This is a genomic window from Chitinophaga sp. 9-1-y, from assembly GCF_059511905.2.
In genome coordinates, this window is record NZ_CM197955.1 from 868,818 (window position 1) to 895,343 (window position 26,526).

Here is a 26,526-nt window from a genome sequence, read left to right on the forward strand (position 1 = left end):
CGCGTGGCGGCATTTTCTATATGATGGATGCACTTAATTATGCACTTACTGCTTTATTAACCAGTGCAGCAGCTTCGCTCAGGAGGATAGCTGACTGTACTTTCAGACCGCTTTGTTCGATCAGTGCCTTTGCTTCTGCAGCGTTGGTACCTTGTAAACGAACAATGATCGGAACGTTGATGTTGCCAATAGACTGGTAAGCATCAATTACACCCTGTGCCACACGGTCGCAACGAACAATACCACCGAAGATATTGATCAGGATTGCTTTTACCTTAGGATCTTTCAGGATGATACGGAAACCTGCTTCTACGGTTTGTGCGTTAGCAGTACCGCCTACGTCCAGGAAGTTAGCTGGTTCACCACCGCTCAGTTTAATCATATCCATGGTAGCCATGGCCAGCCCGGCGCCATTTACCATACAGCCTACGTTACCATCCAGTTTTACGAAGTTGAGGTTGAATTTGCTGGCTTCTACTTCAGTAGGATCTTCTTCTGAAATATCGCGCAGTGCTTCCAGGTCAGGATGACGCATCAGGGAGTTGTCGTCCAGGTTTACTTTCGCATCTACGGCAATGATTTTTTCGTCGCTGGTTTTGAACAGTGGGTTGATTTCCAGCATGCTGCAATCCAGTCCTACGTATGCGTTATAGAGGTTGGTCACAAATTTCACCATGTTTTTGAACGCTTCACCGCTTAAACCGAAGTTGAAAGCAATGTTACGTGCCTGGAAAGGCTGCAGGGTCATATTTGGTTTTACCCATTCTTTGAATATTTTCTCAGGGGTGCTGTGTGCTACTTCTTCGATATCCATACCACCTTCGGTAGAATACATGATAACATTCTGGCTTTTAGCACGATCCAACAGGATAGACAGGTAGAATTCTTTTACCGGGTTAGCGCCTGGATAGTAAACATCCTGTGCCACCAGCACTTTATTCACCAGTTTACCAGCGTCGCCGGTTTGGATGGTTACCAGGGTGCCGCCCAGTATATTGCCTGCTATGGTTTTGATATCTTCTGCATTTTTTCCTACGGCCACACCTCTTTGTTCGGTACCACGGATCTTACCTTTTCCGCGTCCACCCGCGTGAATCTGGGCTTTTACAACGGCAAATTCATTACCAAATTGCACTTTCAGCTGCTTATATGCTTCCGCAGCCGCTTCAGGGGTATCCACCGGGATGCCTTCCTGTACCGGTACATTATATTTTTTCAACAGTTCTTTAGCCTGGTACTCGTGTAAGTTCATCGGAATAAAATTTGCCGCTAAATTAGGTCATTATGATTTAAATATAAAACTGCAGTCATTTGTGAATTAAAAAATAACTTTGCGCGGGTTTGTTTTTTAAATCCGACTTTTAATTAATGTATAAACAGATGAGTGAACTAACAGCAAAGATCACAGCAGCGGGAGAATATATCAGCAAATTCTGGCAGGATAAGCCGGTAGCCGGGATTATACTGGGTAGCGGACTAGGTAACCTGACAGGGGAAATAACCGGTAGCATAGAAATTCCTTACAGCGATATCCCACATTTTCCTGAATCTACCGTAGAGGGGCATTCGGGTAAATTAATCCTGGGATACATGCAGGGAAAGCCTGTGGTGGCCATGGCAGGGCGTTTTCACTTTTATGAAGGATTTTCCATGCAGCAGGTGACTTTTCCTGTTCGTGTCATGAAAGCACTGGGAATTCATACATTATTTATTTCCAACGCCGCCGGAGGCATGAATCCGGCCTTTAACGTGGGTGACCTGATGATTATCCGGGATCATATTAACCTGCAGCCGGAACACCCGCTGCGCGGTAAAAATGAAGATACCCTGGGGCCCCGTTTCCCGGATATGAGCGAACCTTACGCCAAAACACTGATTGAAGCCGCTAATAAAATAGCTGCTGCTAACAATATATCTTTACACAGCGGCGTATATGTAGGCGTGCAGGGCCCTACCTTTGAAACCAGGGCAGAATACAAATACATGCATATCATAGGAGGCGATGCCGTAGGTATGAGCACCGTACCCGAAGTAATTGTAGCGGCGCATGCCGGCCTGAAAGTATTTGCCATGAGTGTGATTACCGATATCGGTATCCGGGAAGAAGAGAATGTGATTACTCATGAGGAAGTACTGGCGGCTGCCAAAGCAGCAGAACCTAAGCTTACGCTTATCTTTAGTGAATTAATCCGGCAACTATAAACGCTTTTGTTACTTTCGGATGAGGCAAATTTTCATTTTCATAGCCCTGCTGTTTTTTTGCGGGAATCAAGTACAGGCCCAGTTTAACTCCGGCCGCTTCGGCAATATGGGCGGAGGCGGAGGTGGCAGCAGCAAAATGCAGCGGGATACCGGAAAGCATGAACACGAGCTGGATACCATCACCCTGACCTATAAGCTGCTCGGCGACCCGGTACGTTATAGAATAGATTCTTCTGTAGCCGACTTCCAGTCGAACTACCTGCGGGTACCTTCCAATTACGTGACCCTCGGTAATACCGGTAGCGCAGAGTATAATATTATCTATACGCCACTTATGAAACCCGGATTTGACGCCGGTTTTCACTCGTACGATATCTATTCCAACACCCATAAGGACGCGAAATTTTATTATACCACCCGCCCCTATACGGAATTGCAATACCTGGTAGGTAGCAAGCAGGAACAGGTAATCGGGCTATCGCATACGCAAAACCGGACCGAACGTTTCAACTTTGCGTTCGACTACCGCAAAATAAATGCGCCGGGATATTACCGGACCCAGAATACCAACCACGATATTTATCGTTTTACCGCCCGTTATCAGAGCAAAAATAAACGCGCCAATACCTACTTCAGCTTCTACTACAATAAGATCAATGGAGGGGAGAATGGAGGGCTTAGATACGATTCCCTGTTAAAGAACCCGGATTACAAACAACGTAAAAGTTTGCCGGTAAACCTGGGAACCGACGCCTCCCAAACCTACTCTTTCTTTGGAGGAGGCACACTGCCCGTGAAATCCAGCTACCGGGAAACCGGGTTGCTGATTCAGCAGCAGTACGACTGGGGCCGCGGCGACAGTATTCACGTGAATGATACCCTGGATATTTACAAATATGACCCGGTATTCCGCGTGCAATACACCTTTAATTACCAGAACGACGACTACGGGTTTATTGACAGTCAGCCAGACACCGCTTTCTATACCAAACATTACAATTTTGTACCGGCAGACACCGTGAATGCCCAGCATAAATGGAAAATGATTTCCAACGACCTGTCGCTGATACAGTTCCCGGTTCGTGGCAACCAGGCCCACTTTATTAACCTGGGGGCCCGGTTTGAAAGTATAACAGGCACCTTCCTCGATGCCGACATTAATTTCAGCAACCTGGCGGTACATGGAGAATACCGTAACAGAACCCGTAACCAGAAATGGGACTTCTCTGCAAAGGGAGAGTTTTATGTGGTGGGACAAAATATTGGTGATTACGGCGTATATGGTAGTTTGAGCCGGCACATTAATGATCTTTTTGGAGATGTACAACTGTCGGTGAATAACGTAAACCGCGAGCCATCTTACGTGTATAAGTATTTTAACAGCAACCAGGATGCCTGGTATAATACCTCGCTGGCCAAGCAAAATACCACTCAGCTGCAATTTGCCTCTGTTAATAAAAAGTTGCAATACACCCTGGCGGTAAATTATTTCCTGTTAACGAACTACACCTATTTCAAAGATTATTATCACAGCGAACAGTATGGTTCCCTGTTCAACCTGTTGCAAATCACGTTCAGCAAGAAGTTTGTGGTAGCACCGTTTGCCTGGTACCTGGATGTTGCCTTCCAGCAATTACATGGCAACGGACCACTGAATGTGCCCACACTCTGGACCCGTAACCGCTTTACTTTTGAGAAGAAGCTGTATACGAACCTGAACCTCATCACCGGCCTGGAATTCCGTTATAATACCAGCTATTATGCGGATGACTATTCCCCGTTGACAGGTCAGTTCATCTACCAGCAAACACAAAAGATCAATAATCCGTTACCGGATATGGCGGCATTTGCCAATTTCCGTATCAAATCCTTCTCTGCCTATGTCAGAGCAGAAAACTTAAATACTTTCATTACCAATAATAACTATGCAGCGCCGTTGTATCCTTTGAACAACTTTGCCTTTAGGGTGGGGCTGCGGTGGTGGTTTATCAATTAAGCTTTTAGCCGTTAGCTTTTAGCTTTTAGCAAAATGCCACGGAGAACATGTGATATGTTAATCTCCGTGGCATTTTGCTAAAAGCTAAAAGCTAACGGCTAAAAGCTTTATCGGCTTTTTTCGCTATCTTTGGGACTTCATCATGAAGCGATTTTTTGTCATATTATTTGCCGTATTGTATACCACGCTCACCAGCGGGTTTACGATCAACGTGCATTATTGCATGGGCAAACTGGCGGGCATTGACTGGCAGGAAGCCGAGGCACACGAGTGCCGGATATGCAAAATGCCGGCAAAGGGCATGGATTGTTGTAAAGATGAGTTTAAGTTCTGTAAGGTAACAGAGTCGCATCAGGCTGCCAAAGCCCTGCAGCAGAATTTCAGCCTGGACATCGCCCTGGAATTGCCGGTAAAAACGCTGGCAGTACCAATTTTGGCAGAATCAAACATCCTGGCAGGCGATTATCACCATGATCCGCCTGATCTCCTCAAGACCCCCATTTTTATCCGAAACTGCACTTTCCTGATCTGATCCGGCTGTATTTGTAATGCCCGCATGGAGCGGAGCCATCACTACGTGGCCGTATTTTCTTCATTTATTTAACTGAATCAGATCATGAAAACAATCACTGTTATATTACTCGCACTGGGTTTATCTTTTGGCGCAAATGCGCAATTCAAAAAAGCGGCGGTACATGCTACAGGCCTTACCTGTGCTATGTGTTCGAAAGCTACTTATGAGTCATTGCAATCATTGCCTTTTGTGGATAAAATAGATACCGACCTCGATAACACTACTTTTATACTGACTTTCAAAACCGGTGTACCAGTAAATATTGATGCCATTAAAGCCAAAGTGGAAGACGCCGGTTTCTCTATCGGCAAACTGGTAATGACCGCTAATTTTGATGCGCTGTCTGTGCAAAATGACACGCACGTTAGCTTTGCCGGTAGTACCCTTCATTTTATGGATGTGAAAAACCAGGTATTAAGTGGCGATAAAGACATTACCGTTATCGACAAGAATTTTGTTTCCGCTAAACAATTTAAAAAATTCAGTACTGAAACAAGTATGCCCTGCTATAAAACGGGTATGATGGGTGACTGCTGCAAAACCAATACAGGTAATACTTCTGGCAGAATTTATCACGTGACCATTTAATACTTGTTGGGTATATGAAGCAATTTATAATGATAGCCATGGTCCTCATGGCCGGAATAGGAGCAACCGCGCAGGAATTATATGTCAATACAGAACCTGCGAGCAATATGCCCGCTAATTCTCTTGGCATACGACTCACCAATAAGTTCTTTAACATGGAGCATACCCGCGAAACCGGGATGCGCCTGGAGCCGGAAGTGATGTGGGGCGTCAATAAAAAACTGATGGTGCATGTACTGGGCTATGCATCCAATATGATGCAGTCGTCTATCCGCGCAGAGGGGGGAGGTGTATATGCCAAATACCGCTTCCTGTCGCTCGACCAGCAGCATGCCCATTTCCGGATGGCGGCTTATGTAAGAGGCTCCCTGGTAGATAACCCTTACTATCCTGTAATGGCCGATGGTACACATCCGGCACGCCCTTATAACAATAGGGAACTGGACCTGGAAGGAGCTACTTCTGGTGCAAGCGGTGGTATTATTGCTACACAACTGTTACACAAGCTGGCTTTATCAACAACGTTGGGGTATTCCCGTTATATGAACAATGTGAAAGATAATATCCCCGAAGATTTCTCAAAAAATTCGGTCAATTATAGTCTTTCCGCCGGATACCTGGTGCTGCCGGTAAAGTATAAAAACTTTCAGCAAACCAACCTGAACTTATATGTGGAGCTGCTGGGTAAAACCAATACAGATAAGGTGGGCCGCGGATCCTACCTGGATGTAGCTCCGGCCATACAGTTTATTTTTAACAGCACAACGAGGCTGGATTTATCCTATCGTGCGCAGGTAGCCGGGGACATGCCACGAAATACGTTCAATTCTTTTTTAATACGATTTGAACACAATATCTTTAATATTATAAAAAAATAAATGATGGCAACAACAGATCTGTTTATAAAGAATATGGTTTGTCCGCGTTGCATCAAGGTGGTTTCCTCAGCCATCACCGCGGAAAAACTGGAAATTAAGGATATTCAGCTGGGCAAAGTAACAGTAGCGGGTACCGTGCCGGACAAAACCTTACAAGTGTTGGCAGACACCCTGCAAAAGGAAGGATTTTTACTGATAGATGATAAAAAGCAGCAGTTGATTGCCGGTATCAAAAGCATTGTGGTACAGGCGGTACATCATTCTGAGCTGGATGAAATGAAAGAAAACTTTTCTACTTTACTGGCAGGGAAGTTGCAGAAAGATTATCATTATCTCAGTAATCTTTTTTCTGAAACAGAAGGCACTACCATCGAGCAGTATATTATTCAGCAGAAAATAGAGAAAGTAAAGGAGTTGCTGGTATATAATGAATTAAGTTTAAGTGAAATCAGTTATAAGCTGGGATACAGCAGCGTAGCGCATTTATCGGCTCAGTTCAAAAAAGTAACCGGATTAACACCCAGCAAATTTAAACAATTGAAGGCCCCCGGGCGTATACCATTAGACAAGATATAGTATACCCGTTGGCGTAAGATATAAAAGTTAGTTGTTTTAGTTTTAGTTTAAAAAGAGGCTGCTGCACATCGTAGCCTCTTTTTTAAAAAATCTTCACATGAAAAAGATATTAACAGGTATACTGAAAGTATTGCAGTCGTTGTTTATGAAGAAAGACTGTTGCAGGTAGCGGATGGTGTCTGGGATCAGGATTAGACTGATTATACTGATTTTATTTTTTGATTTTAAAGGAAGAAGGGAGATATACGCAGATGCCTATATCTCCCTTCTTTTTTTTTTACAAGATCAATAAAATCAGTGTAATCAGTCTAATCCTGATCCCGGACAAAAATTTTCTGCACAGTATTTGTAAATGCCTATCTTTACTATAGCGATTAACTGCAGATGAAGAACAAAAATTTTATTATCAGTTTGTTATGCGGATCTGGAGTGTGCTTGTTGTTAGCCTGTGTCAATAAAAAAAAGCATACCGCCCCCAAACAAAAACAGATTGTAGCAAACATCAGACAACTGGACGAAGTGATTACAGACAATATCACAGAACGTCTGTCTGCCCTAAAAGACAATGAAGGTGAACTGGAAGACAGCATTACAGCGTTCCGTCCTTCTGCTATTCAGGAATTTTATGGCGCCGATAAGCCCACCGGACAATGGTCTAAGAACGGGGTGGTGAATCCTGCTGCGGACTCCATGTTGTATATGATACAACATGCAGAAGACGTTGGATTGCTGCCGGCTCAGTACCATGGTCCTGCGCTGACTGCCGCCCTGGAACAGATTAACGGCGATGCTACTGCTAAAAAAGACGCCGCATTATGGGCCAAAGTGGACGTGCTGATGACAGACGCCTTCATGAAAATGGCCTCCGACCTGCGTTTTGGCGTGGCGCCACGCGACAGTGTTACCCTTAAAAAAGATTCACTGTTTACTGACAGCCAGCTGATAGCTTCCCTGAAACAGGCATTAGCCGATAAAAATGTAGCCACTGTACTGCACGCGCAGGAACCGGTACATGCAGGCTACCTCGCACTCAAGGAAGGGATACAGACTTTTAAATCCAAATACGGCCATTATCACTGGGACACCTTGCCGTTGAACTACACGGATACCGTGGCTTTCAAACAATTGGTGATAAATCGCCTGGTGCAAAGCGGACATCTGGATACTACCGGACGTAGCGTAGATACTACGCTGATTAAAACAGGGATTAAAGCTTTTCAGAAAGAGTTTAATATTTATCCGGATGGTGTAGCGGGCAAAAGAACGGTAATGGCGCTCAACCGCTCTATGCACGACTGGATCATGCAGGCGGCAGTAAACCTGGACCGCTGGCGTAAATTGCCGGATACGTTGCCAACACAATACATCATGGTCAATGTGCCAGGCTATACATTGAGAGTAATGGATAGCGGAGAAGTGAGGCTGGAGTCGCGGGTAATTGTGGGTGCACCACGTACACGTACGCCATTGCTGAACTCTTACATGACTAACTTCATGATGTATCCATACTGGCGCGTTCCATACAGTATTGTGTTTAAAGAGATGCTGCCAGCCATCAAGAAGAATGTAGGTTACCTGGCTTCCAAGAACCTGGAGGTAATTGATAAAGATGGTAATACCGTAGATCCGGCCACCATTGACTGGGCCAAATTAAGCAAAGGGCATTTCCCTTACGTATTGCGGCAAATGGATGGTATTGATAACTCCCTGGGGGTGATGAAGTTTAACTTCCGTAATAAATACAGTGTATACCTGCATGATACCAATAACCGCGGGTTATTCAAAAATTCGATGCGCGCCATGAGCCATGGTTGTGTGCGGGTACAGCAATGGGATAGCCTGGCGCAGTACCTGGTGCGTGCGGATAGCGTAAGACACAGTGGTGATAGCATCCGTGTATGGCTGGCGCGGGAAGAAAAGAAACAGGTAGATCTACCTAAACATATTCCTATTTACCTGCGTTACTTTACCGCAGAAGGGCAAAATGGTAATCTTATTTTCTTTGATGATATTTATGGAGAAGATAAAGTATTACGTAAGAAGATGAAGATATAGAAAGTAAAAAGCTATAAAAGCAGATGACCAAAGCGGATATTACTCCTTGCTTTGGTCATCTGCTTTTATAGCTTTATGTTGGCTGCCTTATGCTTTCAGCTTCGCTTTCAGAGCTGCATCCAGCGCATCCAGGAATTCTTCTGTATAAAGGTAGTGTTTACCATGTTCTACTTTGTTACCATGGATACAAACGGCCAGATCTTTGGTCATTTTACCACTTTCTACAGTTTCAATACAAACTTGTTCCAGTGCAGTACAGAAGTCGATCAGTGCCTGGTTGTTATCCAGTTTACCACGGAATTCCAGGCCACGGGTCCATGCGAAGATGGAAGCGATGGGGTTGGTAGAAGTAGGTTTACCTGCCTGGTGTTCGCGGTAGTGACGGGTTACAGTACCATGTGCTGCTTCTGCTTCCATGGTTTTACCATCTGGTGTGATGAGGGTAGAAGTCATCAGACCGAGGGAACCAAAACCTTGTGCAACGGTATCAGATTGTACGTCGCCATCGTAGTTTTTACAAGCCCATACAAAGTTACCATGCCATTTCAGTGCGCTGGCCACCATGTCATCGATCAAACGGTGCTCATAAGTTAAGCCGTTTGCATCGAAAGCAGTTTTGAATTCCTGTTGATAGATCTCTTCAAAGATATCTTTAAAGCGGCCATCATATTTTTTCAGGATGGTATTTTTAGTACTCAGGTACAAAGGCCATTTTTTCATCAGTGCCTGGTTGAAACATGCACGTGCAAAGCCTTTGATAGATTCGTCGGTGTTGTACATAGCGAGTGCAACACCGTCGCCTTTGAAGTTGTATACTTCGTGTTCAATTACCTGGCCATCTTCACCCTCAAATTTGATGGTGAGTTTACCTTTTCCTTTTGTAACGAAATCGGTAGCACGGTACTGATCACCAAAAGCGTGACGACCAATACAAATAGGCGCTGTCCAGTTAGGCACGAGGCGTGGAACATTGCTCATCACAATAGGCTCACGGAATACAGTACCATCCAGGATATTACGGATAGTGCCGTTCGGTGATTTCCACATTTGTTTCAGCTTAAATTCTTTTACACGCTCTTCATCAGGTGTAATGGTAGCGCATTTGATACCTACGCCTACTTCTCTGATAGCGTTGGCAGCATCAATGGTTACCTGGTCATTGGTAGCATCACGATGCTCCATGCCCAAATCATAATATTTAATTTCAACGTCCAGGTATGGAAGTATCAGTTTGTCCTTGATGAATTTCCAGATGATTCGTGTCATCTCATCACCGTCCAGTTCGACTACCGGATTAGCAACTTTAATTTTTTCTGCCATTTCGGGTTTTTTAAAAAATTAGATTAAAAGCGATTCACAACAATTATTCAAGCGAGTCCCTTGCGGGATAATCACGAAAAATACGAATAGCTGTGTAAAAAACAAAATTAACCCAATATTAAGTTAAAAGCAGAAAGCGTAAAGCAAAAAGCAAAAAGCTATTATAGCGAATGACAGAAGCGTATTAGTAACTTAATACCCGCTTCTGTCATTCGCTATAATAGCTTTTTGCTTTCTGCTTTACGCTTTCTGCTTAGTGTTGCATTTGTTTAATCACTTCATCCGCAAACTCGCTGGTTTTAACCAGGGTCGCATCATCCATCAGGTTGTAGAAGTCGATGGTAACACGTTTACGCATGATGGCGGTGCTGAGGCCGTGAACAATGATTTCAGCGGCTTCTTTCCAGCCCATATACTCCAGCATCATTACGCCACTCAGGATTACTGACGATGGGTTCATGGTGTTGGTGTTGGCGAAGCGGGGAGCAGTACCGTGTGTAGCTTCAAATACGGCATAACCGGTATTGTAGTTGATGTTGGCGCCAGGGGCAATACCAATACCACCTACTGCAGCAGCCAGTGCATCAGAAATATAGTCACCGTTCAGGTTCAGGGTAGCTACTACAGAATAGTCCTGTGGCGCCAGCAGAATCTGTTGGAGGAAGTTATCTGCGATTACATCTTTAATCAGCAATTTACCTTTCGCCAGTGCTACTTTCAGTTCTTTGTTAGCTTCTTCTTCACCCAGTTCTTTCTTGGTTTTTTCCCAATGTTCCCAGGTGTATACTGAATCGCCGAATTCTTTTTCCGCCAGTTCATAGCCCCAGTTCTTGAAACCACCTTCTGTGAATTTCATGATGTTGCCTTTATGTACCAGGGTAACGGAAGGACGTTTGTGTTCCAGTGCGTAGCTGATAGCAGCACGTACCAGTCTTTCCGTTCCTTCTATAGATACGGGTTTGATACCCAGTGAAGAAGTTTCCGGGAACCTGATTTTCTTAACGCCCATTTCATTTTGCAGGAAATCGAGCAGTTTTTTACATTCAGGCGTACCTGTCATGTATTCAATGCCGGCATAGATGTCTTCTGTATTTTCACGGAAAATCACCATGTCCACTTTCTCCGGATGTTTCACAGGAGAAGGTACTTTGTTAAACCAACGTACAGGTCTTACGCAAGCGTAGAGATCCAGTTCCTGGCGCATTGCTACGTTCAGGGAGCGGATACCGCCACCAACAGGGGTAGACAGTGGTCCTTTGATAGACACCAGGTATTCCTTCAGTGCATCCAGCGTTTCTTTAGGCAGCCATTCACCTGTTTGCTGGAAGGCTTTTTCACCTGCCAGTACTTCTTTCCATTCAATTTTCCGATCACCACCATAGGCTTTCTCAACAGCTGCGTCGAATACACGAACACTGGCTTTCCAAATGTCCGGACCTATTCCGTCGCCTTCTATAAATGGGATGATTGGTTGTGCGGGGACCTGTAACAGGCCATTGTTCATCGATATTTTTTCTGCCGGCATAAAACGGTTTCTTTATGCGTTACGTAATTGTTGTAATCGGGTGCAAAGGTAACGCTTTTCCCCTTAAAGACGGGCCAGTTTCTTGTCTTAATTGCACAAATTCTCCAGCTGCATATAACTTTTTGCTTATGTTAGGATTAATGTTATTTTGCTACACATTTTTCGGTAGCAACAAAATCTTAGATACCACCATGACTCCCATTACATATCTCGCGCTGGGCGATAGTTATACCGTTGGTGAACAGGTAGCCTATGCAGAATGTTTTCCCGTACAAACCGCCACTTTACTGCGCCAACAAGGCTATTCCGTGGAAACTCCGGAAATTATTGCCACCACCGGCTGGACCACCGATGAACTGGCCACGGGGATTACCGCTGCACATATTAAACAAACATATGATGTAGTAACCCTGCTAATTGGCGTGAATAACCAATACCGGGGCTATGCTTTATTATCCTATGAAACGGAATTTGCGGCATTGCTGCAACAGGCCATTGCATTTGCCGGCAACAGGCCCGCTCATGTGGTGGTACTCTCTATTCCCGACTGGGGCGTGACGCCGTTTGCCGCGGATCGCGACCAGGAAAAGATTGCCCGGGAAATAGATGCCTTTAATGCCGCCAATAAGGCCATTGCACAACGTATGCAGGTGCCTTACCTGGATATCACCGGTTTCACCCGGGAAGCGGCACATGATAAGGAACTGGTAGCAGGAGATGGCCTGCACCCCTCCGGAAAAGACTACCGTCGCTGGGCGGCTGCCCTGGCCCCCTTGTTGCAACAAGCTTTGCAGGGAGGCAAAAAATAAGCTACATTCATATATCAGAAAACCTACACCATGGAAAGCCATATCGTCAAAATTCTCGCGGTTACCCCCGTAACGCATAACGTTCGTCAGTTTACCGTTGAAAAGCCCCAGGGATACACCTTTGTACCAGGGCAGGCCACGGAAGTGTCTATCAACAAACCCGGCTGGGAGGAAGAAAGACGCCCCTTTACCTTTACCAGCCTTACCAACTGGGAACACCTGGAGTTTACCATTAAAATTTATGATGAGCATAACAGTGTCACCCATGAACTGGGACAACTGAAAGCCGGTGATCAACTGATTCTCCACGATGTATGGGGTACCATACATTATAAAGGACCCGGTGTGTTTATTGCCGGAGGCGCCGGTGTCACCCCTTTTATTGCCATCTTCCGTGACTTACAACATAAAGGACAATTGGGCACTAACCAGTTGATTTGTTCCAATAAAACCCTGGGAGATATCATTTTGAAAGATGAGTTTGAAGGTATGTTAGGTAAGCGTTTTATTAATACGCTGACCGCGCAGGAAGTACCTGGTTACGATCATCATACGATTGATGAAGCCTATTTGAAGGAAAAGATTACCGATTTCAACCAGCATTTCTATATCTGTGGCCCTGATCCAATGGTGCAGCAACTGAAAGGCATCCTTACCCGGCTGGCCGGCAATGAAGCCCTGGTTACAGTAGAAATATAAATTAGCTGTTAATATAATATCCGGTAATAAGGGGCGGATAATGACCGGCCAATTATTACCGGATGTTTTTACCGGTAATTTCCTGCTTTTTACCGGTAAGTGTACCTGATTAGCCTAAACCCTCTTTTGAAAGCCCGTGGCCCGCTCTACATTTGTATCATAAATATTAAAACAATGAAAAACGAAGATATCGAGGAATCAAGAAGAAAGAGCCGGTCCGTTGGGGGCTTTATCCTGATCATTATAGGTACGGTGCTATTGTTACAGCGTTTAGACCTGAATATCCCCAGCTATTGGCTTTCGTGGCAGGTGATCCTCATTGCAATAGGTATCGTATTAGGTGTTCGGCATGGATTCCGGGTAGGTGGATGGATGGTAATGGTAGGTGTAGGTACAGTGTTCCTCCTGGGCGAAATACAAAACTGGCCTTATGATTCGGCCCGGTTTATCTGGCCGGTAATCATGATCGGTATTGGGTTGATGGTGATTTTCAAACGGAATTTTTCCACCCGGGAATGGGCCGAGAAGAAAAAGCAGTTCGGCGCCACCATTACTTCTGCCAGCGGAGATGATGTACTGGATATTACCGCCATCTTCGGAAGCGTAGATAGAGTAGTGACTTCCAAAACCTTCAGAGGGGGCGATGTAACAGCTATCATGGGCGGTTCGGTGATTAATTTCATGAAGGCAGATATAGAAGGCACGGCTACCCTGGATGTAACGGCTATTATGGGGGGATGCGAAATCATTGTACCGGCCAACTGGAACGTGAAAGTGGATATCAACTCTATCATGGGTGGTGTGGATGATAAACGATTCCTGGACCTGATACCTCCGGCCGGGCAGGGAAAACTGCTGATACTCAAAGGAACCTGTGTGATGGGAGGAATTGAAATCAAAAGTTACGCCTGATAAATCACCATATCTCACTCTTCTATTTCCAACTTTTAAATCTTATTTTATGCATTGGTTTGTTGCGAAAGTAGTATATCAGATCATCTGCGGAGAAGGTAATCATACCCCGCAATTTGATGAACAATTAAGATTGATTAGCGCTGTTACCAAAAAAGATGCCTGCGATAAAGCCCGTGAAATTGGTATACAGGAACAATATGCTTTTAAAAATCAACAACAGGAGCTGGTACAATGGAAGTTCATTAACGTTCCGGAAGTATACACCCTGGATCAGCTGACAGACGGTATGGAGTTGTATTCCCGCATCGAAGAACCGGGAGACCCCAATTCTTATATTGCCTGGTTGCAAATGAAATCTGCCCAGTTACAGGGACAACAATATTTTGAACTCAACGTATAAAACCTAACTTTTGGTAAAGCAAATCATAAAAGGTACGGCCTGGTGGTCTTTCGTTTGCTCCTTCCTTATCTGGCTGCTGATTTACGGAGGACTACTATACTACTGGTTTGATATTCCGTTGGGGCAGTCCATCACCGACAGTCTTGTACACGTGATATTGCTGGCAGCTGCCAGCGTGATCATCAACCACAATGTGGCTTATTACCGGCCGGCTGCAGGCTCCATGAAGTTTGGTTATGTAGCAATAGTGAGCTTTGCATTGTCTGTATTGTGGGTATGTTTGAGTCGGTGGATACTGATCAATGCCTTTCCAAAAGACCCGGTATACCAGGGATGGCTCAACAATGCCATCCCGATTCATACACTGGTGGGCTGGATGATGACTTACGGCATCGGATTCAGAAGCCAGATATGGTACGATGCAGAAGAACAACGGGAAACGCTGCAACGCCGGGAAGCAACAGAGAAAATTGTGAGAGAGGCAGAGCTGTTTAAATTACGGCAACAATTGCAGCCACATTTTCTGTTTAACAGCCTGAATTCGATCAACGCATTGATTATGTTGCGGCCAAAAGAGGCCCGGGAAATGGTGCTGAAGCTCTCTGATTTTCTGAGAGGTTCACTGAAACGGGAAGATGATCAATGGATTTCTTTTGCAGAAGAACTGAAGTATTTAGAGCTGTACCTGGATATTGAGAAGGTACGCTTCGGCCATCGGTTGGCAACGGATATTATATCCGGTGAAGGGACAGAAAATAAAACGATGCCGCCAATGCTGCTGCAGCCGGTTGTAGAAAACGCTATCAAGTTTGGCTTATATGATACGACCGGTGATATTACTATCAGCATAAAATCATGGGTAGCAGATAATATGCTGTATATATCCATACAAAACCCATTTGACAACGAATTGCAACAACCACATAAAGGCACCGGATTTGGCCTGACATCTATACAACGAAGACTTTATCTGTTATTTGCCCGACAGGATTTAATGGAAACATCCACACACGAAAATATTTTTACCACCACTATCAAAGTACCACAGACCCATGATAAAAGCAGTAATAATTGATGATGAACCATTGGCCCGTGAGGTAGTAAAAGAATACCTGCTAAACTTCCCGCAGATCACCGTTATGCAGGAATGTAATGATGGATTTGAAGGATTAAAAGCGATACAACAACATCAGCCTGATCTCATTTTCCTGGATATACAAATGCCTAAGATTACCGGTTTTGAAATGTTGGAGCTGGTAGAAAATATGCCGGCCGTTATTTTCACTACCGCATTTGAAGAACATGCTATCCGCGCATTTGAGGTACATGCCGTGGATTATCTGCTGAAGCCTTTTTCCAATGACCGTTTTGATAAGGCGGTACAAAAATGGCTGGATCAGTTTCAGGCGCCTGCTACGGCGAATACCACCGCATTGTTGGAAACAGCGGCGGCTACGCCGGCGCAAAGTAACCGCGTGGTAATTAAGCTGAATGGTAAAATAAAAATCATCCCGGTACAGGATATCCATTATCTCGAGGCAGCAGATGATTATGTGAAAATTATTACCCAGGAGGGCAGTTTTCTGAAGAATAAAACCATGGCGTTTTTTGAGAAAATGCTCGATCCGCAGCAGTTTACCAGGGTACACCGTTCTTACATCCTCAATATAAATCAGGTAACCCGTATTGATCCTTACGAAAAAGAAAACCATCTGGCGATATTACGCAGTGGCGCCAGGGTGTTAGTAAGTAAAACGGGTTATCCCCGACTAAAGGCAGCGCTGGGATTGTAGGAGTAATTCCTACAATCCTGCGAACAGCCTTTCCAGTTTTTCCTTTGTTAATATTTTTTGTACCTGTATGCCGGTGGCAATTACTTTGCCGCCGGATACAGCTGTATAGCTACAGGTAATTTCATGGTGCTGTAAGTGGGTGATAGTAGCGGTAAAAATCACTTCACTGCCAACCAGCGCCGGGCGCAGGTGTTCTACTGTAAGTTTGGTACCTATTCCTTCTTCCTGCGCATCTTTCATTTCCAGCACAAATAAACGGCAACACCATTCTGCATCCCTGGCCAGGGCAAAGGTGGCGTATACAGGATGTACATGACCACTGTCGAATCCGGCACTGTCTTCCGTACGCACTATACGGCTGAATTGCCTGGTGTCACCAGGTTTGAAGATATGCTGCATTTTTTTCGTATAACCGTTTACGTTATTTTTCGCCTGGATCCTGGTACCATTGTACTACCAGTACAGGCACCTGTACCTGGTGTCGTACCTGGTTGGCGGTTTCGCCATATAGCCAGTCTTTGAATCCTTTGTGTCCATGACCGCCGAGTACGAGGAAGTCGGCATTTTCTTCTTTTACGATACGGGCAATTTCCCGGGCACGGCGCCGGAAGCCGAGTACGCCCCTGGCGTTGATGTTACGGCTTTTCAGCAGGGCCACATAAGTATCGAGTTGTTCCTGGTCGCGGCGTGTTTCGAGATCGTCTGAGTCGTGGCCGAAGTATTTGGCCGAGGCACTTTCTACGATATGGATCAGGATATAATGCGTGTGTTCGTTACCGTGTGCAATAGCATTGGTGATAACTTCCCGGTCTTTGTTGGTGAAGTCAAGCGCCATGGCGATACAGTTATATACTGGTTTTTCCATATTGCCGAGTGATACCTGTGTGGTATGGATACCGGCAGCGGCATCTTCGCGGTAGCGGCGGCGCAGCGGGTATATGATGGTGATGAGCAGTAGTACCACAAAGCCGGCGCAGCCCGTGATAATAAGACCATCTATCCAAATATTTCCCGTACCTGACATATAGCTGAAGGCTTCTGTAAATACCATCCGCATATTAAGATACACCAATAAAATGGTGACTGCCCAGCTGAAAATTTTGGTAGTAGTAGAAATGGCAAAGTTGCCCATGGTTTTCTTATCGCTCACAAAATGGATCAGCGGAATGATGGCGAATCCCAGTTGAAGGCTCAATAATACCTGGCTAAATACCAGCAGGGCGCCTACTTCATTGTCGCCGGCGATGAGGATAGTTAGCAGCGCAGGGATGATAGCGAGCAAACGGGTAATGAGCCGGCGCAGCCAGGGATTGATGCGCAAACGGAGGTATCCTTCCATCACGATTTGCCCGGCGAGCGTACCGGTTACCGTGGAACTTTGTCCGGCGGCAATCAATGCTACTGCAAAGAGGATGGGGGCGAGTTTACTACCCAATAGCTGATCCAGCAATTTGTGTGCATCCTGTATTTCTGCAACATCGGTACGGCCGCTTTTAAAGAATACGGCGGCGGCCAGGATGAGGATGGCTGCATTGACCAGGAATGCCAGGTTTAGTGCAATGGTGCTGTCGAGGAAATTCATTTTGATGGCCTGCTTAATACCGGCGTCATCTCTTTTTATTTTCCTGGTTTGTACCAACGCAGAGTGCAGGTACAGGTTATGTGGCATCACGGTAGCGCCTATGATACCAATGGCAATGTACAAAGCAGTATTATCAGGAATTGACGGCACAAAGCCTTTGACGACTTCGCCCATTTGTGGTTTTACCAAAATTAATTCCACGAGGAAAGAGGCGCCCACAATGGCTACCAGTGAAATAATAAATCCCTCCATTTTACGGATGCCGTAACGTTGCAGGATCAATAAGAGGAAGGTATCGAGTACGGTAAGACTCACGCCCCATATGAGTGGCAGCCCGGTGAGCAGCTGTATACCAATGGCCATACCGAGTACTTCGGCCAGGTCAGTGGCAGCGATGGCAATTTCCGCCAGTACATATAAAATGAAATTGACAACGGGTGGATAGGTTTCACGGTTGGCCTGCGCCAGGTCGCGGCCGCGGACAATGCCGAGGCGTGCGCTCAGGCTTTGCAACAACAGGGCCATAAGGTTACTCATGAGGAGTACCCAAAGCAGTTTATAACCGTATTGACTACCGCCGGCCAGGTCCGTGGCCCAGTTACCAGGGTCCATATAGCCTACGCTAACGAGGTAGGCCGGTCCAAAGAAGGCAAATATCTTTTTCCACCTGGATTTTCCATTGGTTTCTACACTCTGATGTACTTCACTTAGCGATGTGGATGAATGTAAATGTTCCATGCTCATGTATAAAGGAGTTCCTGAATCATACCCTTTAAACAGGTCTGACCATAATGTGTTTGGCTACCTGTTCGCTGATGGTGATTGCAGGTTGTTGTTTCAATTTTATTTCGATAGAGTTGTCGTATTCGTAATGCGCCAGGATTTCGAGCTGGGTACCCAGTTTGATTCCCTTGGCATTCAGGTAGGCAAGGAGGGTAGTAGATTGGTCTGTAACGGCCGTGACTACCAGTCTTTTTGCATTGGTTTGATCCAGTGATGTTTGGGGCCTGGGCTTAGCCAGTTTACCGTTGGCATCAGGAATAGGGTCTCCATGCGGGTCCAGCACCGGGTTGCCGAGGAAATCGCTGAGTCGGTTGGTGAGTTTCTCACTCCGTACGTGTTCCAGTTCTTCTGCCAGTTCGTGTACTTCTTCCCAGCTGAAGGCCAGCTTGTCTACCAGGAAACATTCCCACAGCCGGTGACGCCTTACAATTTGCAGGGCGGCTTTTCTGCCTTCGGGGGAAAGCAGGATGCCCTGGTATTTTTCATATTCGATGAGTTTCTTTTCTTTTAGCTTTTTTGCCATGTCTGTTACCGATGCCGGTTTGGTATCCAATTCATAGGCCAGTGCGTTGGTACTTACTGCTTCATCGCCTTCCTGGAGCTTGTAAATAGACTTTATATAGTTTTCCTCTGCCACTGATAAATTCATGCTATCTAAAATATTATTTAGACAAATCTAAATAATAAATCTGAACTTTTCCCTATCCGGTATGTTTTTTGATTTTTGCGGCGCATATATAAAAATTATATCTAACTTTTCGCCAAGAATTAACTGTTCAATGAAGCGTTTCCTTTTATTATTACTGGCTATTGGTGTTTTAGCGGCCTGCAAATCGAAGAAGAAATCAGGTAGTGGTGATGAGCCAATGACCCTCGAAGAATTTCAGGCATTATTTACACCCAGCACCTTGCCCTACAAACTTACAGCTGATACGCTGCAGTTGAAAATGGCTGATTCCTTGTCCCTGGATACTTCAGCGATGCGGTTTTTGACCGATACACTGACCAAAGGTGATTTCACTAAAAGTGATCGTGTAAACTATTTCCCCCTGCAACGTATTCCGGGTAGTACGGTGAATTACATGGTGGTAAAGGCGGTGGGCAGATCGCAATCAGTAGGTTACCTCTGCTTCATGGACAAAAAAGGGAAGTACCTGAGCCGGATGAAGGTAGCCAATACCGGTAGTGCAGATGGCACCGTGATGTCGTTGTTGCTGGACAACAAAAATGTGATTAAAATCAGCAGTGAAAAAAGACTTTCCGGTACCCGCAGTGCATTGAAAGAAGACTTTTATACGGTGAATGCCGATGGTTCCGTGACGCTGATCATGACTAACTCAAACGGACCAACGAATGCCGGACAGATATTTAACCCGATAGATACCCTGCCTCGTAAACATAAGTTTTCCGGCGACTATACTTCGGGAGATATGAATATTGTATCTATCCGGGACGGAGAAGATGCGAAGTCGTTCCAGTTCTTTATTACGTTTACCAAAGACAATGGTAACTGTAAAGGAGAACTGAGTGGTAAAGGCCATTACCTGGCTGGCAACCGCGGTGAGTATAAAGACAAAGAATCTTCCTGTGGTATATCATTCCAGTTTTCTGCCGGCAGGGTGAGCATCCGTGAAATTGGCGGTTGTGGCGCTTACAGAGGCATCAAATGTTTCTTTGAAGGCGGCTTTGTGAAGAAAGCAGAAAAGAAAAAAAAGAAGTAGCTTTTTAAGCTGAAAGCAGAAAGCAGAAAGCAAAAAGCCTTTGAAGCGTATGAATAAAGCGTAGGATAATATCCACATTGATCATTCGCTTCAAAGGCTTTTTGCTTTCTGCTTTATGCTTTCCGCTTTAAAAATTTGCCTGCACATTATTGCTGCAAAATATATGTAAGTGCAAAAAAGTGTATGCTTTTTTATTTTGTGAAGATGAAAATTTATTTTTGATGAAATGATGGATGGTAAAGGGTTTGATGCGTATTTTTAAGAAGTGTTGCGCACTCTTTTTTTCTGTTTTTTCAAAAAATATTTGGTAGAATAAGAATAGTTTATACCTTTGCAATCCCATCGAACAAAAGGGACGATCGGTAAGAAACAAAAAGGGAGCTTAGCTCAGCTGGTTCAGAGCATCTGCCTTACAAGCAGAGGGTCACTGGTTCGAATCCAGTAGCTCCCACATCCGTTTTTTTGACATATTTTTCGAGATCTTTAGAGGGAGCTTAGCTCAGCTGGTTCAGAGCATCTGCCTTACAAGCAGAGGGTCACTGGTTCGAATCCAGTAGCTCCCACACTACACAGTAATAACACCCTTAAAGATCTTCGGGAGCTTAGCTCAGCTGGTTCAGAGCATCTGCCTTACAAGCAGAGGGTCACTGGTTCGAATCCAGTAGCTCCCACACTACACATCAATAAAAAGGTCCTGCAGAAATGCGGGACCTTTTTGTTTTAGCTATTAGCTGTTAGCAGTTAGCTTTTAGCAAATGCAGCGAAGACCAATATTTGTTAGTCATTCGCTGCATTTGCTAAAAGCTAACTGCTAATAGCTAACTACTTCTTAAATATTCTTCTTACTGCTTTACCTAATTTATTCAGATTCGCAATTTGTTCCTGTATAGGCGCCAGTGTGAGATCTTCTGGTTGCAGCCCTGCCTCCAGGGACTCGAATTCCCTTTGTTCCGGATAGAGCAGAATCACATTATTATCCCTGAAATGACGCTCCAGTTTGGCGGGAATACCATCCATATAAGCATGATAGGAAAGCGTGCTTTTACGGGCAGTTACCACTACTACCAGGTCATCGCGGGTGATTTCCCGCGAAAGAACCAGGAAATCTTCTATGGTATCAAAGCGGCGGAAACTGAGATCCACGCTCATCTTGGACTTTTCTGCAAAAGCTTCTGTGATTACCTGTGTTTTGCCACTGCAGAAAATCAGCAGCCGTGCCCCGGCTTGTTTGGCCAGCATAAACATTTTTTGCAGGTAATGCAGGAAGCCCAGCTCATATTCCGCATTAGGCGGCATTACCAGCACCATTTTTTTGGTGGTATTTAAGGGAGAATGAAAGTTACAAACGTACACCGTTTCCCATACCCGTTGTAGTACGTTGTCGAGGGTAGTACCAAAGATATTGCCCAGCCAGCGGTCTGTGGTGCTGGTTCTGTCTGTCCAGCCCAATACCACATCACTGATCAGCAGTTCTTTGGTGGCACGGGTAATACCATCCGATACGTTCAGGTCTATACGGGTGACCACCTGTACAGGGCTTTCAGTAGCGGCAGCATGAATTACCGCTTTTTCCAGCATCTTATTGGTCAGTTGTATTTTTTCTTTGGCTTCTTCATTGTCCTGTACTACGGCCAGTGGGTAAATCGGCGTTGGTGCGTTGGTATCCTTGATCATCACTGCAAAGTCGAGCAGGGCTTCAATACGATCCGGGTTGGACACGGGTACCAGTATACGTTCCGGCGTTTCGGATGCTTCGGGTTTGCTTTCTGCTTCCTGGATGGCCAGCCGGCGTCCGGCGTTTTGTGTTACAAACGAGCCTGTGAGACAAGTGATAAGAATGAGGATCACGGTACCATTCAGCACATTTTCATCTACAATACCCATATTGTAACCAATGAGTATCACCGCGATAGTGGCGGCTGCATGGGCACTGCTCAATCCAAATATCACGTTGCGTTGGGTGGGACTGTATTTGAACGACAGCTGGGTGAAAAACGCTGCCAGCCATTTGCTGCTCAGCGCCATACCGGTGAGGGCGCCTGCAATGATAAGGGCTTCAGGGCCTTTTAGTAATACCCGCAGATCTACCAGCATACCAACACTGATCAGGAAAAAGGGTATGAAGATGGCATTACCTACAAATTCAATACGGTTCATGAGGGGCGAGGTATGCGGGATCAGCTGGTTTAATGCCAGCCCCGCCAGGAAAGCCCCGATAATGCCTTCTACACCGGCCAGTTCGGCCAGAAAGGCGGAGGCAAATACCAATGCCATTACAAATATGAAATGCGAGGTTTTATCGTCTTTTATTTTCTTGAAAAACCACCTGCCTAACATCGGCATCAACCAGAGGATGATCACGGCGAAAATGGCCAGGGAAATGCCCAGTCGCGTCCAGAAGTAGGTATTGAGGTTGCCGGCCTGTGCACCGGTGATGATGGCCAGTATCAGTAACACGGCCGTATCCGTGATAATGGTGCCTCCTACGGCTACGGTGACAGCTTCATTTTTAGTAATACCCAGTCTGCTGGCCAGCGGATAGGCTACCAGCGTATGTGTGGCAAACATGCTGGAAACCAGCAGGGTGGCCATGAAATTGAAGTGAAGTACATAACTGCATACCACATATCCCATGATCAGCGGGATAAAAAAGGTGAAAGCACCGAAAACCATGCTCCGGTAGCGGTTTTTCCGGAACTCGGTCATGTCGAGCTCCAATCCCGCCAGGAACATAATATATAGTAATCCTGCATTGGCAAATAGTGAAATACTGCCCTTTTCAATGATGTTAAAGCCGTGATCCCCAATGGCCATGCCCGCTATAATCAGGCCTATAATGCTGGGTATCCGCAGTTTACGCAACAGAATAGGGGCTAACAGTATAATAAACAGTACCAGCGAAAAGATCGGAATAGGATCTTTTAGTGGCAAATTTGTACTCATCAGTAAAACCAGTCCTTTCATTCTAACCATTTTTGTATTCTAAAATCAGCAACCCCTGCTTTAAATATGGATAAATTAACGAATAATCCATGTAATTTTGTGTAAAGCTTTTTTTAAAGATGAGCGATCGTACAAGTACCAAAGGATTACCGGAAGAAGAGATAGACGTGCTGGTAGCGGAAGATGAGCAGTTTCCCTTTAGCCTGGTTGTTTGGAATGATGAGGTAAATACATTTGACTGGGTGATTACTTCCCTTATGGAAGTATGCGGCCATACGCATGAGCAGGCCGAACAATGTGCCCTGATCATTCATTTCAACGGGAAATATGCTGTAAAGCAGGGAGAATACATCAAACTGCGCCCTTTATGCGAAGCCTTGCAGGAAAGGGGACTCAGTGTTACTATTGAAGAAATGGCCGGTAGCTGATTTGCTGATATGTCCGTTTTTCGTCTTAACAAGCAATTAAAATTCCCTCCTGTACAGCTCTCTGAGCCAGACGGATTACTCGCCGTGGGCGGCGATTTATCTGTAGAAAGATTGTTACTGGCCTATCGTTCTGGTATTTTTCCCTGGTATGATGAACCGCCTATTCTGTGGTGGAGCCCTGATCCCCGTTTTGTACTATTCCCGGATGAACTGAAGGTATCAGCCAGCATGAAACAGGTGCTGCGCAAAAAGACATTCCGCATTTCCTTCAATGAAAATTTTGCCGGCGTAATTGCCCGCTGCAGCAGCATTCCCCGTGAAGGGCAGGCAGGCACCTGGATTACTCCCGAGATGCAGGCCGCGTATATTCGTTTGCATAAAGCCGGGTACGCCCTGTCTGTAGAGTGTTGGCAGGATGATCGCCTGGTAGGTGGCCTCTATGGCGTTAAAACAGGCCGTTTCTTTTTCGGTGAATCTATGTTTTCGGAGGTCAGCAATGCCTCTAAAGCGGCTTTTATCACGTTTGTACAAACTTATGCAGCCGAACTGGATATGATTGATTGCCAGGTACATACCGATCACCTGGCCTCCCTGGGCGCAGGGTTTATCACACGGGAAGAATTTCTGGAGATCATCGGTTTTTCGTAACTTTCTTTTCTAGTAAGTTTTACTGGCACTAAAAATCTTCCCCCAATGAAAAAGTTAAGCTTGTTGCTGGCACTGGCAACCTTTTCCGCGTTTACATCTCCCGGCCCTGCAATAAAAGCAGTCAGAGATGATAAAGCCCTTTTAATTACCCAGCTGGAACAAACCAGGGACAGCCTCTTAAAAGAAGTACAAGGACTCAGCGATGCACAACTGGAATACAAACCTGCGCCGGATCGCTGGTCAGTGATTGAATGTGTAGAGCATATTATGCTCATCGAAAAATCCATTATGGATGGAGAGCAACAATTGGTACAACAGCCTGCTAATCCTGAAATGAGAAAGGATATTAAAATTACAGATGAGCAAATCCTCAAAGGTATAGAGGACCGCAGTCACAAATTCAAAGCACCGGAGTATGGTATACCTAAGCATAACTACGCGTCTGATGCCGAAGCGATTAAGAACTTCACCGACTCCAGGAACAAATTGATTGCTTATGTCACCAACACTACCGATGACCTGCGGAATCATGTAACAGACAAAACGCCATTGGGAACCATCGACGCTTACCAGATGCTCCTGTTGGATGTTGCGCATACTAACCGGCACACACAACAGCTACAGGAAGTAAAGGCAGATCCGGGATTTCCGAAATAGCAGAAAGCGTAAAGCGTAAAGCAGAAAGCATAAAGCTATTGAGGCGAATGAACTTTGCGAGTTTAATATCCGCATTGATCATTCGCCTCAATAGCTTTATGCTTTATGCTTTACGCTTTCTGCTCTATCTCAGTTCCCAGTCCATAATCTGGTTATGCCATTCCTGGCGGAAAGGGGTGGTGATTTTAATGTAGTTGTCGGTATAACCTTCCATCATACCATCTTTCCCTAATGATTCAAATAATACTTTTCTCGTTTCCCCCAGGTGTTGTTCATTGAAGAACTGTTGTTTTTTATGGCTGAGGTTACGCAGCATTTTATTGCGTTCATTGCGGATGTGTACCGGTACTACTGGCTTTATTTCCAGCGCATGGGTGTTAGCCCTTTCAGAGTAGGTGAATACGTGGAGATAAGAAACATCCAGTTCATTCAGGAAATCATACGTTTCCCGGAAATGTGCATCACTTTCAGCGGGGAAGCCTACAATCACGTCTACGCCGATGGCGCAATGCGGCATGAATTGTTTGATCAGCGCTACTTTCTCCGCATACAGCTCCCGACGGTAGCGGCGGCGCATCAGGCCAAGTATTTCATTGCTGCCGCTTTGTAACGGAATATGGAAATGAGGCATAAATTTCTGGCTGCTGGCCACAAATTCAATGATCTCATTGGTCAGCAGATTGGGTTCTATAGAGGAGATACGGTAACGGGAAATGCCGGGTACCTTATCTAATTCCTGTGCCAGTTCAAAGAAGGATTCTTCTCTTTTTTTACCGCCTTCGAAGCCTTTACCGAAATCGCCCAGGTTTACACCGGTGAGTACAATTTCTTTTACGCCGGTTGCCGCGAGGGTATGGGCATGTGCCACTACATTAGCCACACTATCACTGCGGCTTTTACCTCTGGCCATTGGAATGGTGCAGAAAGCGCAGGTATAGTCACAGCCGTCCTGTACTTTCAGGAAGGTACGGGTGCGGTCGTTCAGGGAGTAAGAGGCATGGAAACTATTTACGTCCTCAATATCACAGGAGCAGATTTTGGTACTGTCGCCCTTGGTGAGTGTTTTGAGGTGTTCGGTAATATTAAATTTTTCGGCGGCGCCCAATACGAGGTCTACACCTTCAATGGAGGCAATTTCTTCCGGTTTCAGCTGTGCATAACAGCCGGTGATCACTACCATACTACCGGGTGCGCGGCGTTGTATCCGACGTACCAGCATACGGCATTCCTTGTCAGCATTGTCTGTTACCGAACAGGTATTGATAACATACACATCTGCGGTATTATCAAAATCTGTTTTTACAAACCCATCCTGTTCCAGCAACCTGCTCAAAGTAGAGGTCTCTGAAAAATTCAGCTTACAGCCGAGTGTATGAAATGCTACTGTTTTTACCTGTTCCATAAAGGGAGGCAAAGGTAGGAACTTTTTATGTC

Annotated in this window: 25 protein-coding genes and 3 tRNA genes; 20 read left to right on the forward strand and 8 right to left on the reverse strand. The window is 45.3% G+C overall.

The features are described from left to right. Positions 1-37: 37 nt before the first annotated feature. Entirely contained in the window at positions 38-1,252 is a 1,215-nt protein-coding gene (sucC, locus tag AC5ZC7_RS03430; RefSeq protein ID WP_496162107.1) for an ADP-forming succinate--CoA ligase subunit beta, read from the reverse strand. A 128-nt stretch (positions 1,253-1,380) separates the two neighbouring features. Between sucC and AC5ZC7_RS03435 the strand changes: the two genes are divergently transcribed. The 7 genes from AC5ZC7_RS03435 (at position 1,381) to AC5ZC7_RS03465 (ending at position 8,869) form a co-directional block, all read left to right on the forward strand. Continuing rightward, positions 1,381-2,202: a purine-nucleoside phosphorylase gene (locus AC5ZC7_RS03435; protein WP_496162106.1), complete on the forward strand. Its 822-nt coding sequence runs from the start codon at positions 1,381-1,383 to the stop codon at positions 2,200-2,202. A gap of 19 nt (positions 2,203-2,221) precedes the next feature. Beyond that, positions 2,222-4,198: a putative porin gene (locus AC5ZC7_RS03440; protein ID WP_496162105.1), complete on the forward strand. Its 1,977-nt coding sequence runs from the start codon at positions 2,222-2,224 to the stop codon at positions 4,196-4,198. 142 nt (positions 4,199-4,340) lie between these two features. Then, positions 4,341-4,730 (forward strand): HYC_CC_PP family protein, encoded by a 390-nt coding sequence (locus tag AC5ZC7_RS03445; RefSeq protein WP_496162104.1) that lies wholly within the window; start codon positions 4,341-4,343, stop codon positions 4,728-4,730. A gap of 84 nt (positions 4,731-4,814) precedes the next feature. Beyond that, a complete protein-coding gene (locus tag AC5ZC7_RS03450; protein WP_496162103.1) occupies positions 4,815-5,360 on the forward strand; it encodes a cation transporter in 546 nt (181 codons plus the stop codon). A 14-nt stretch (positions 5,361-5,374) separates the two neighbouring features. Continuing rightward, positions 5,375-6,238: a hypothetical protein gene (locus AC5ZC7_RS03455; protein WP_496162102.1), complete on the forward strand. Its 864-nt coding sequence runs from the start codon at positions 5,375-5,377 to the stop codon at positions 6,236-6,238. 3 nt (positions 6,239-6,241) lie between these two features. Beyond that, the gene (locus AC5ZC7_RS03460; protein WP_496162101.1) at positions 6,242-6,814 is read left to right on the forward strand and encodes a helix-turn-helix domain-containing protein; all 573 of its coding nucleotides are present in this window, start codon (positions 6,242-6,244) and stop codon (positions 6,812-6,814) included. A gap of 384 nt (positions 6,815-7,198) precedes the next feature. After that, positions 7,199-8,869: a L,D-transpeptidase scaffold domain-containing protein gene (locus AC5ZC7_RS03465; protein ID WP_496162100.1), complete on the forward strand. Its 1,671-nt coding sequence runs from the start codon at positions 7,199-7,201 to the stop codon at positions 8,867-8,869. Between the two features lie 87 nt (positions 8,870-8,956). Here the strand turns inward: AC5ZC7_RS03465 and AC5ZC7_RS03470 are convergent, their stop codons facing one another. Further along, positions 8,957-10,189, reverse strand: a complete 1,233-nt coding sequence (locus AC5ZC7_RS03470; RefSeq protein WP_477074818.1) for an NADP-dependent isocitrate dehydrogenase — start codon at positions 10,187-10,189, stop codon at positions 8,957-8,959. A 253-nt stretch (positions 10,190-10,442) separates the two neighbouring features. Continuing rightward, positions 10,443-11,714, reverse strand: a complete 1,272-nt coding sequence (gene icd, locus AC5ZC7_RS03475) for an NADP-dependent isocitrate dehydrogenase (RefSeq protein WP_496162099.1) — start codon at positions 11,712-11,714, stop codon at positions 10,443-10,445. 191 nt (positions 11,715-11,905) lie between these two features. Here icd and AC5ZC7_RS03480 point away from each other — a divergent pair, with 191 nt between their 5' ends. The 6 genes from AC5ZC7_RS03480 to AC5ZC7_RS03505 all read left to right on the forward strand — a co-directional run bounded on the left by AC5ZC7_RS03480 (position 11,906) and on the right by AC5ZC7_RS03505 (position 16,330). Next, positions 11,906-12,523, forward strand: a complete 618-nt coding sequence (locus AC5ZC7_RS03480) for a GDSL-type esterase/lipase family protein (protein ID WP_496162098.1) — start codon at positions 11,906-11,908, stop codon at positions 12,521-12,523. 30 nt (positions 12,524-12,553) lie between these two features. Continuing rightward, positions 12,554-13,222, forward strand: a complete 669-nt coding sequence (locus tag AC5ZC7_RS03485; RefSeq protein WP_496162097.1) for an FAD-binding oxidoreductase — start codon at positions 12,554-12,556, stop codon at positions 13,220-13,222. A 174-nt stretch (positions 13,223-13,396) separates the two neighbouring features. Next, a complete protein-coding gene (locus AC5ZC7_RS03490) occupies positions 13,397-14,134 on the forward strand; it encodes a LiaF transmembrane domain-containing protein (RefSeq protein WP_496162096.1) in 738 nt (245 codons plus the stop codon). Between the two features lie 49 nt (positions 14,135-14,183). After that, positions 14,184-14,537 carry a DUF4288 domain-containing protein gene (locus tag AC5ZC7_RS03495; RefSeq protein WP_291923432.1) on the forward strand — a complete coding sequence of 118 codons (354 nt, stop codon included), beginning with the start codon at positions 14,184-14,186 and terminating at the stop codon, positions 14,535-14,537. Between the two features lie 10 nt (positions 14,538-14,547). Continuing rightward, positions 14,548-15,612: a histidine kinase gene (locus AC5ZC7_RS03500; RefSeq protein WP_496162095.1), complete on the forward strand. Its 1,065-nt coding sequence runs from the start codon at positions 14,548-14,550 to the stop codon at positions 15,610-15,612. Then, a complete protein-coding gene (locus tag AC5ZC7_RS03505) occupies positions 15,590-16,330 on the forward strand; it encodes a LytTR family transcriptional regulator DNA-binding domain-containing protein (protein WP_496162094.1) in 741 nt (246 codons plus the stop codon). The genes AC5ZC7_RS03500 and AC5ZC7_RS03505 overlap by 23 nt, the downstream gene beginning before the upstream one ends. 9 nt (positions 16,331-16,339) lie before the next feature. Here AC5ZC7_RS03505 and AC5ZC7_RS03510 read toward each other — a convergent pair whose 3' ends face one another. Genes AC5ZC7_RS03510 through AC5ZC7_RS03520 form a run of 3 tightly spaced genes read right to left on the reverse strand, consistent with a single transcriptional unit; the run spans position 16,340 to position 19,344 of the window. Continuing rightward, complete coding sequence (locus AC5ZC7_RS03510; protein WP_496162093.1) at positions 16,340-16,729, reverse strand: thioesterase, FlK family; 390 nt, start codon at positions 16,727-16,729, stop codon at positions 16,340-16,342. 22 nt (positions 16,730-16,751) lie between these two features. Beyond that, entirely contained in the window at positions 16,752-18,650 is a 1,899-nt protein-coding gene (locus tag AC5ZC7_RS03515; protein WP_496162092.1) for an Nramp family divalent metal transporter, read from the reverse strand. Positions 18,651-18,684: 34 nt separating this feature from the next. After that, complete coding sequence (locus tag AC5ZC7_RS03520) at positions 18,685-19,344, reverse strand: iron dependent repressor, metal binding and dimerization domain protein (protein WP_496162091.1); 660 nt, start codon at positions 19,342-19,344, stop codon at positions 18,685-18,687. Between the two features lie 130 nt (positions 19,345-19,474). Between AC5ZC7_RS03520 and AC5ZC7_RS03525 the strand changes: the two genes are divergently transcribed. The 4 genes from AC5ZC7_RS03525 (at position 19,475) to AC5ZC7_RS03540 (ending at position 21,087) form a co-directional block, all read left to right on the forward strand. Beyond that, positions 19,475-20,416, forward strand: a complete 942-nt coding sequence (locus AC5ZC7_RS03525; RefSeq protein WP_496162090.1) for a hypothetical protein — start codon at positions 19,475-19,477, stop codon at positions 20,414-20,416. Between the two features lie 376 nt (positions 20,417-20,792). Then, positions 20,793-20,867, forward strand: a tRNA-Val gene (locus AC5ZC7_RS03530). Positions 20,868-20,904: 37 nt separating this feature from the next. Continuing rightward, positions 20,905-20,979, forward strand: a tRNA-Val gene (locus AC5ZC7_RS03535). A 33-nt stretch (positions 20,980-21,012) separates the two neighbouring features. Beyond that, positions 21,013-21,087 (forward strand) — tRNA-Val (locus tag AC5ZC7_RS03540). Positions 21,088-21,238: 151 nt separating this feature from the next. On the opposite strand, the gene AC5ZC7_RS03545 is transcribed toward AC5ZC7_RS03540, so the two are convergent. Continuing rightward, positions 21,239-23,380, reverse strand: a complete 2,142-nt coding sequence (locus AC5ZC7_RS03545) for a cation:proton antiporter domain-containing protein (RefSeq protein WP_496162089.1) — start codon at positions 23,378-23,380, stop codon at positions 21,239-21,241. 98 nt (positions 23,381-23,478) lie between these two features. Here AC5ZC7_RS03545 and AC5ZC7_RS03550 point away from each other — a divergent pair, with 98 nt between their 5' ends. The 3 genes from AC5ZC7_RS03550 to AC5ZC7_RS03560 are packed head-to-tail and all read left to right on the forward strand — an operon-like array spanning position 23,479 to position 25,092. Further along, positions 23,479-23,787, forward strand: a complete 309-nt coding sequence (locus tag AC5ZC7_RS03550; protein ID WP_496162088.1) for an ATP-dependent Clp protease adaptor ClpS — start codon at positions 23,479-23,481, stop codon at positions 23,785-23,787. 9 nt (positions 23,788-23,796) lie between these two features. After that, positions 23,797-24,435 (forward strand): leucyl/phenylalanyl-tRNA--protein transferase, encoded by a 639-nt coding sequence (aat, locus tag AC5ZC7_RS03555; protein ID WP_496162087.1) that lies wholly within the window; start codon positions 23,797-23,799, stop codon positions 24,433-24,435. 45 nt (positions 24,436-24,480) lie between these two features. Next, the gene (locus tag AC5ZC7_RS03560; RefSeq protein WP_496162086.1) at positions 24,481-25,092 is read left to right on the forward strand and encodes a DinB family protein; all 612 of its coding nucleotides are present in this window, start codon (positions 24,481-24,483) and stop codon (positions 25,090-25,092) included. Positions 25,093-25,216: 124 nt separating this feature from the next. On the opposite strand, the gene mtaB is transcribed toward AC5ZC7_RS03560, so the two are convergent. Next, positions 25,217-26,494 (reverse strand): tRNA (N(6)-L-threonylcarbamoyladenosine(37)-C(2))-methylthiotransferase MtaB, encoded by a 1,278-nt coding sequence (mtaB, locus tag AC5ZC7_RS03565; RefSeq protein WP_496162085.1) that lies wholly within the window; start codon positions 26,492-26,494, stop codon positions 25,217-25,219. Positions 26,495-26,526 lie beyond the last annotated feature (32 nt).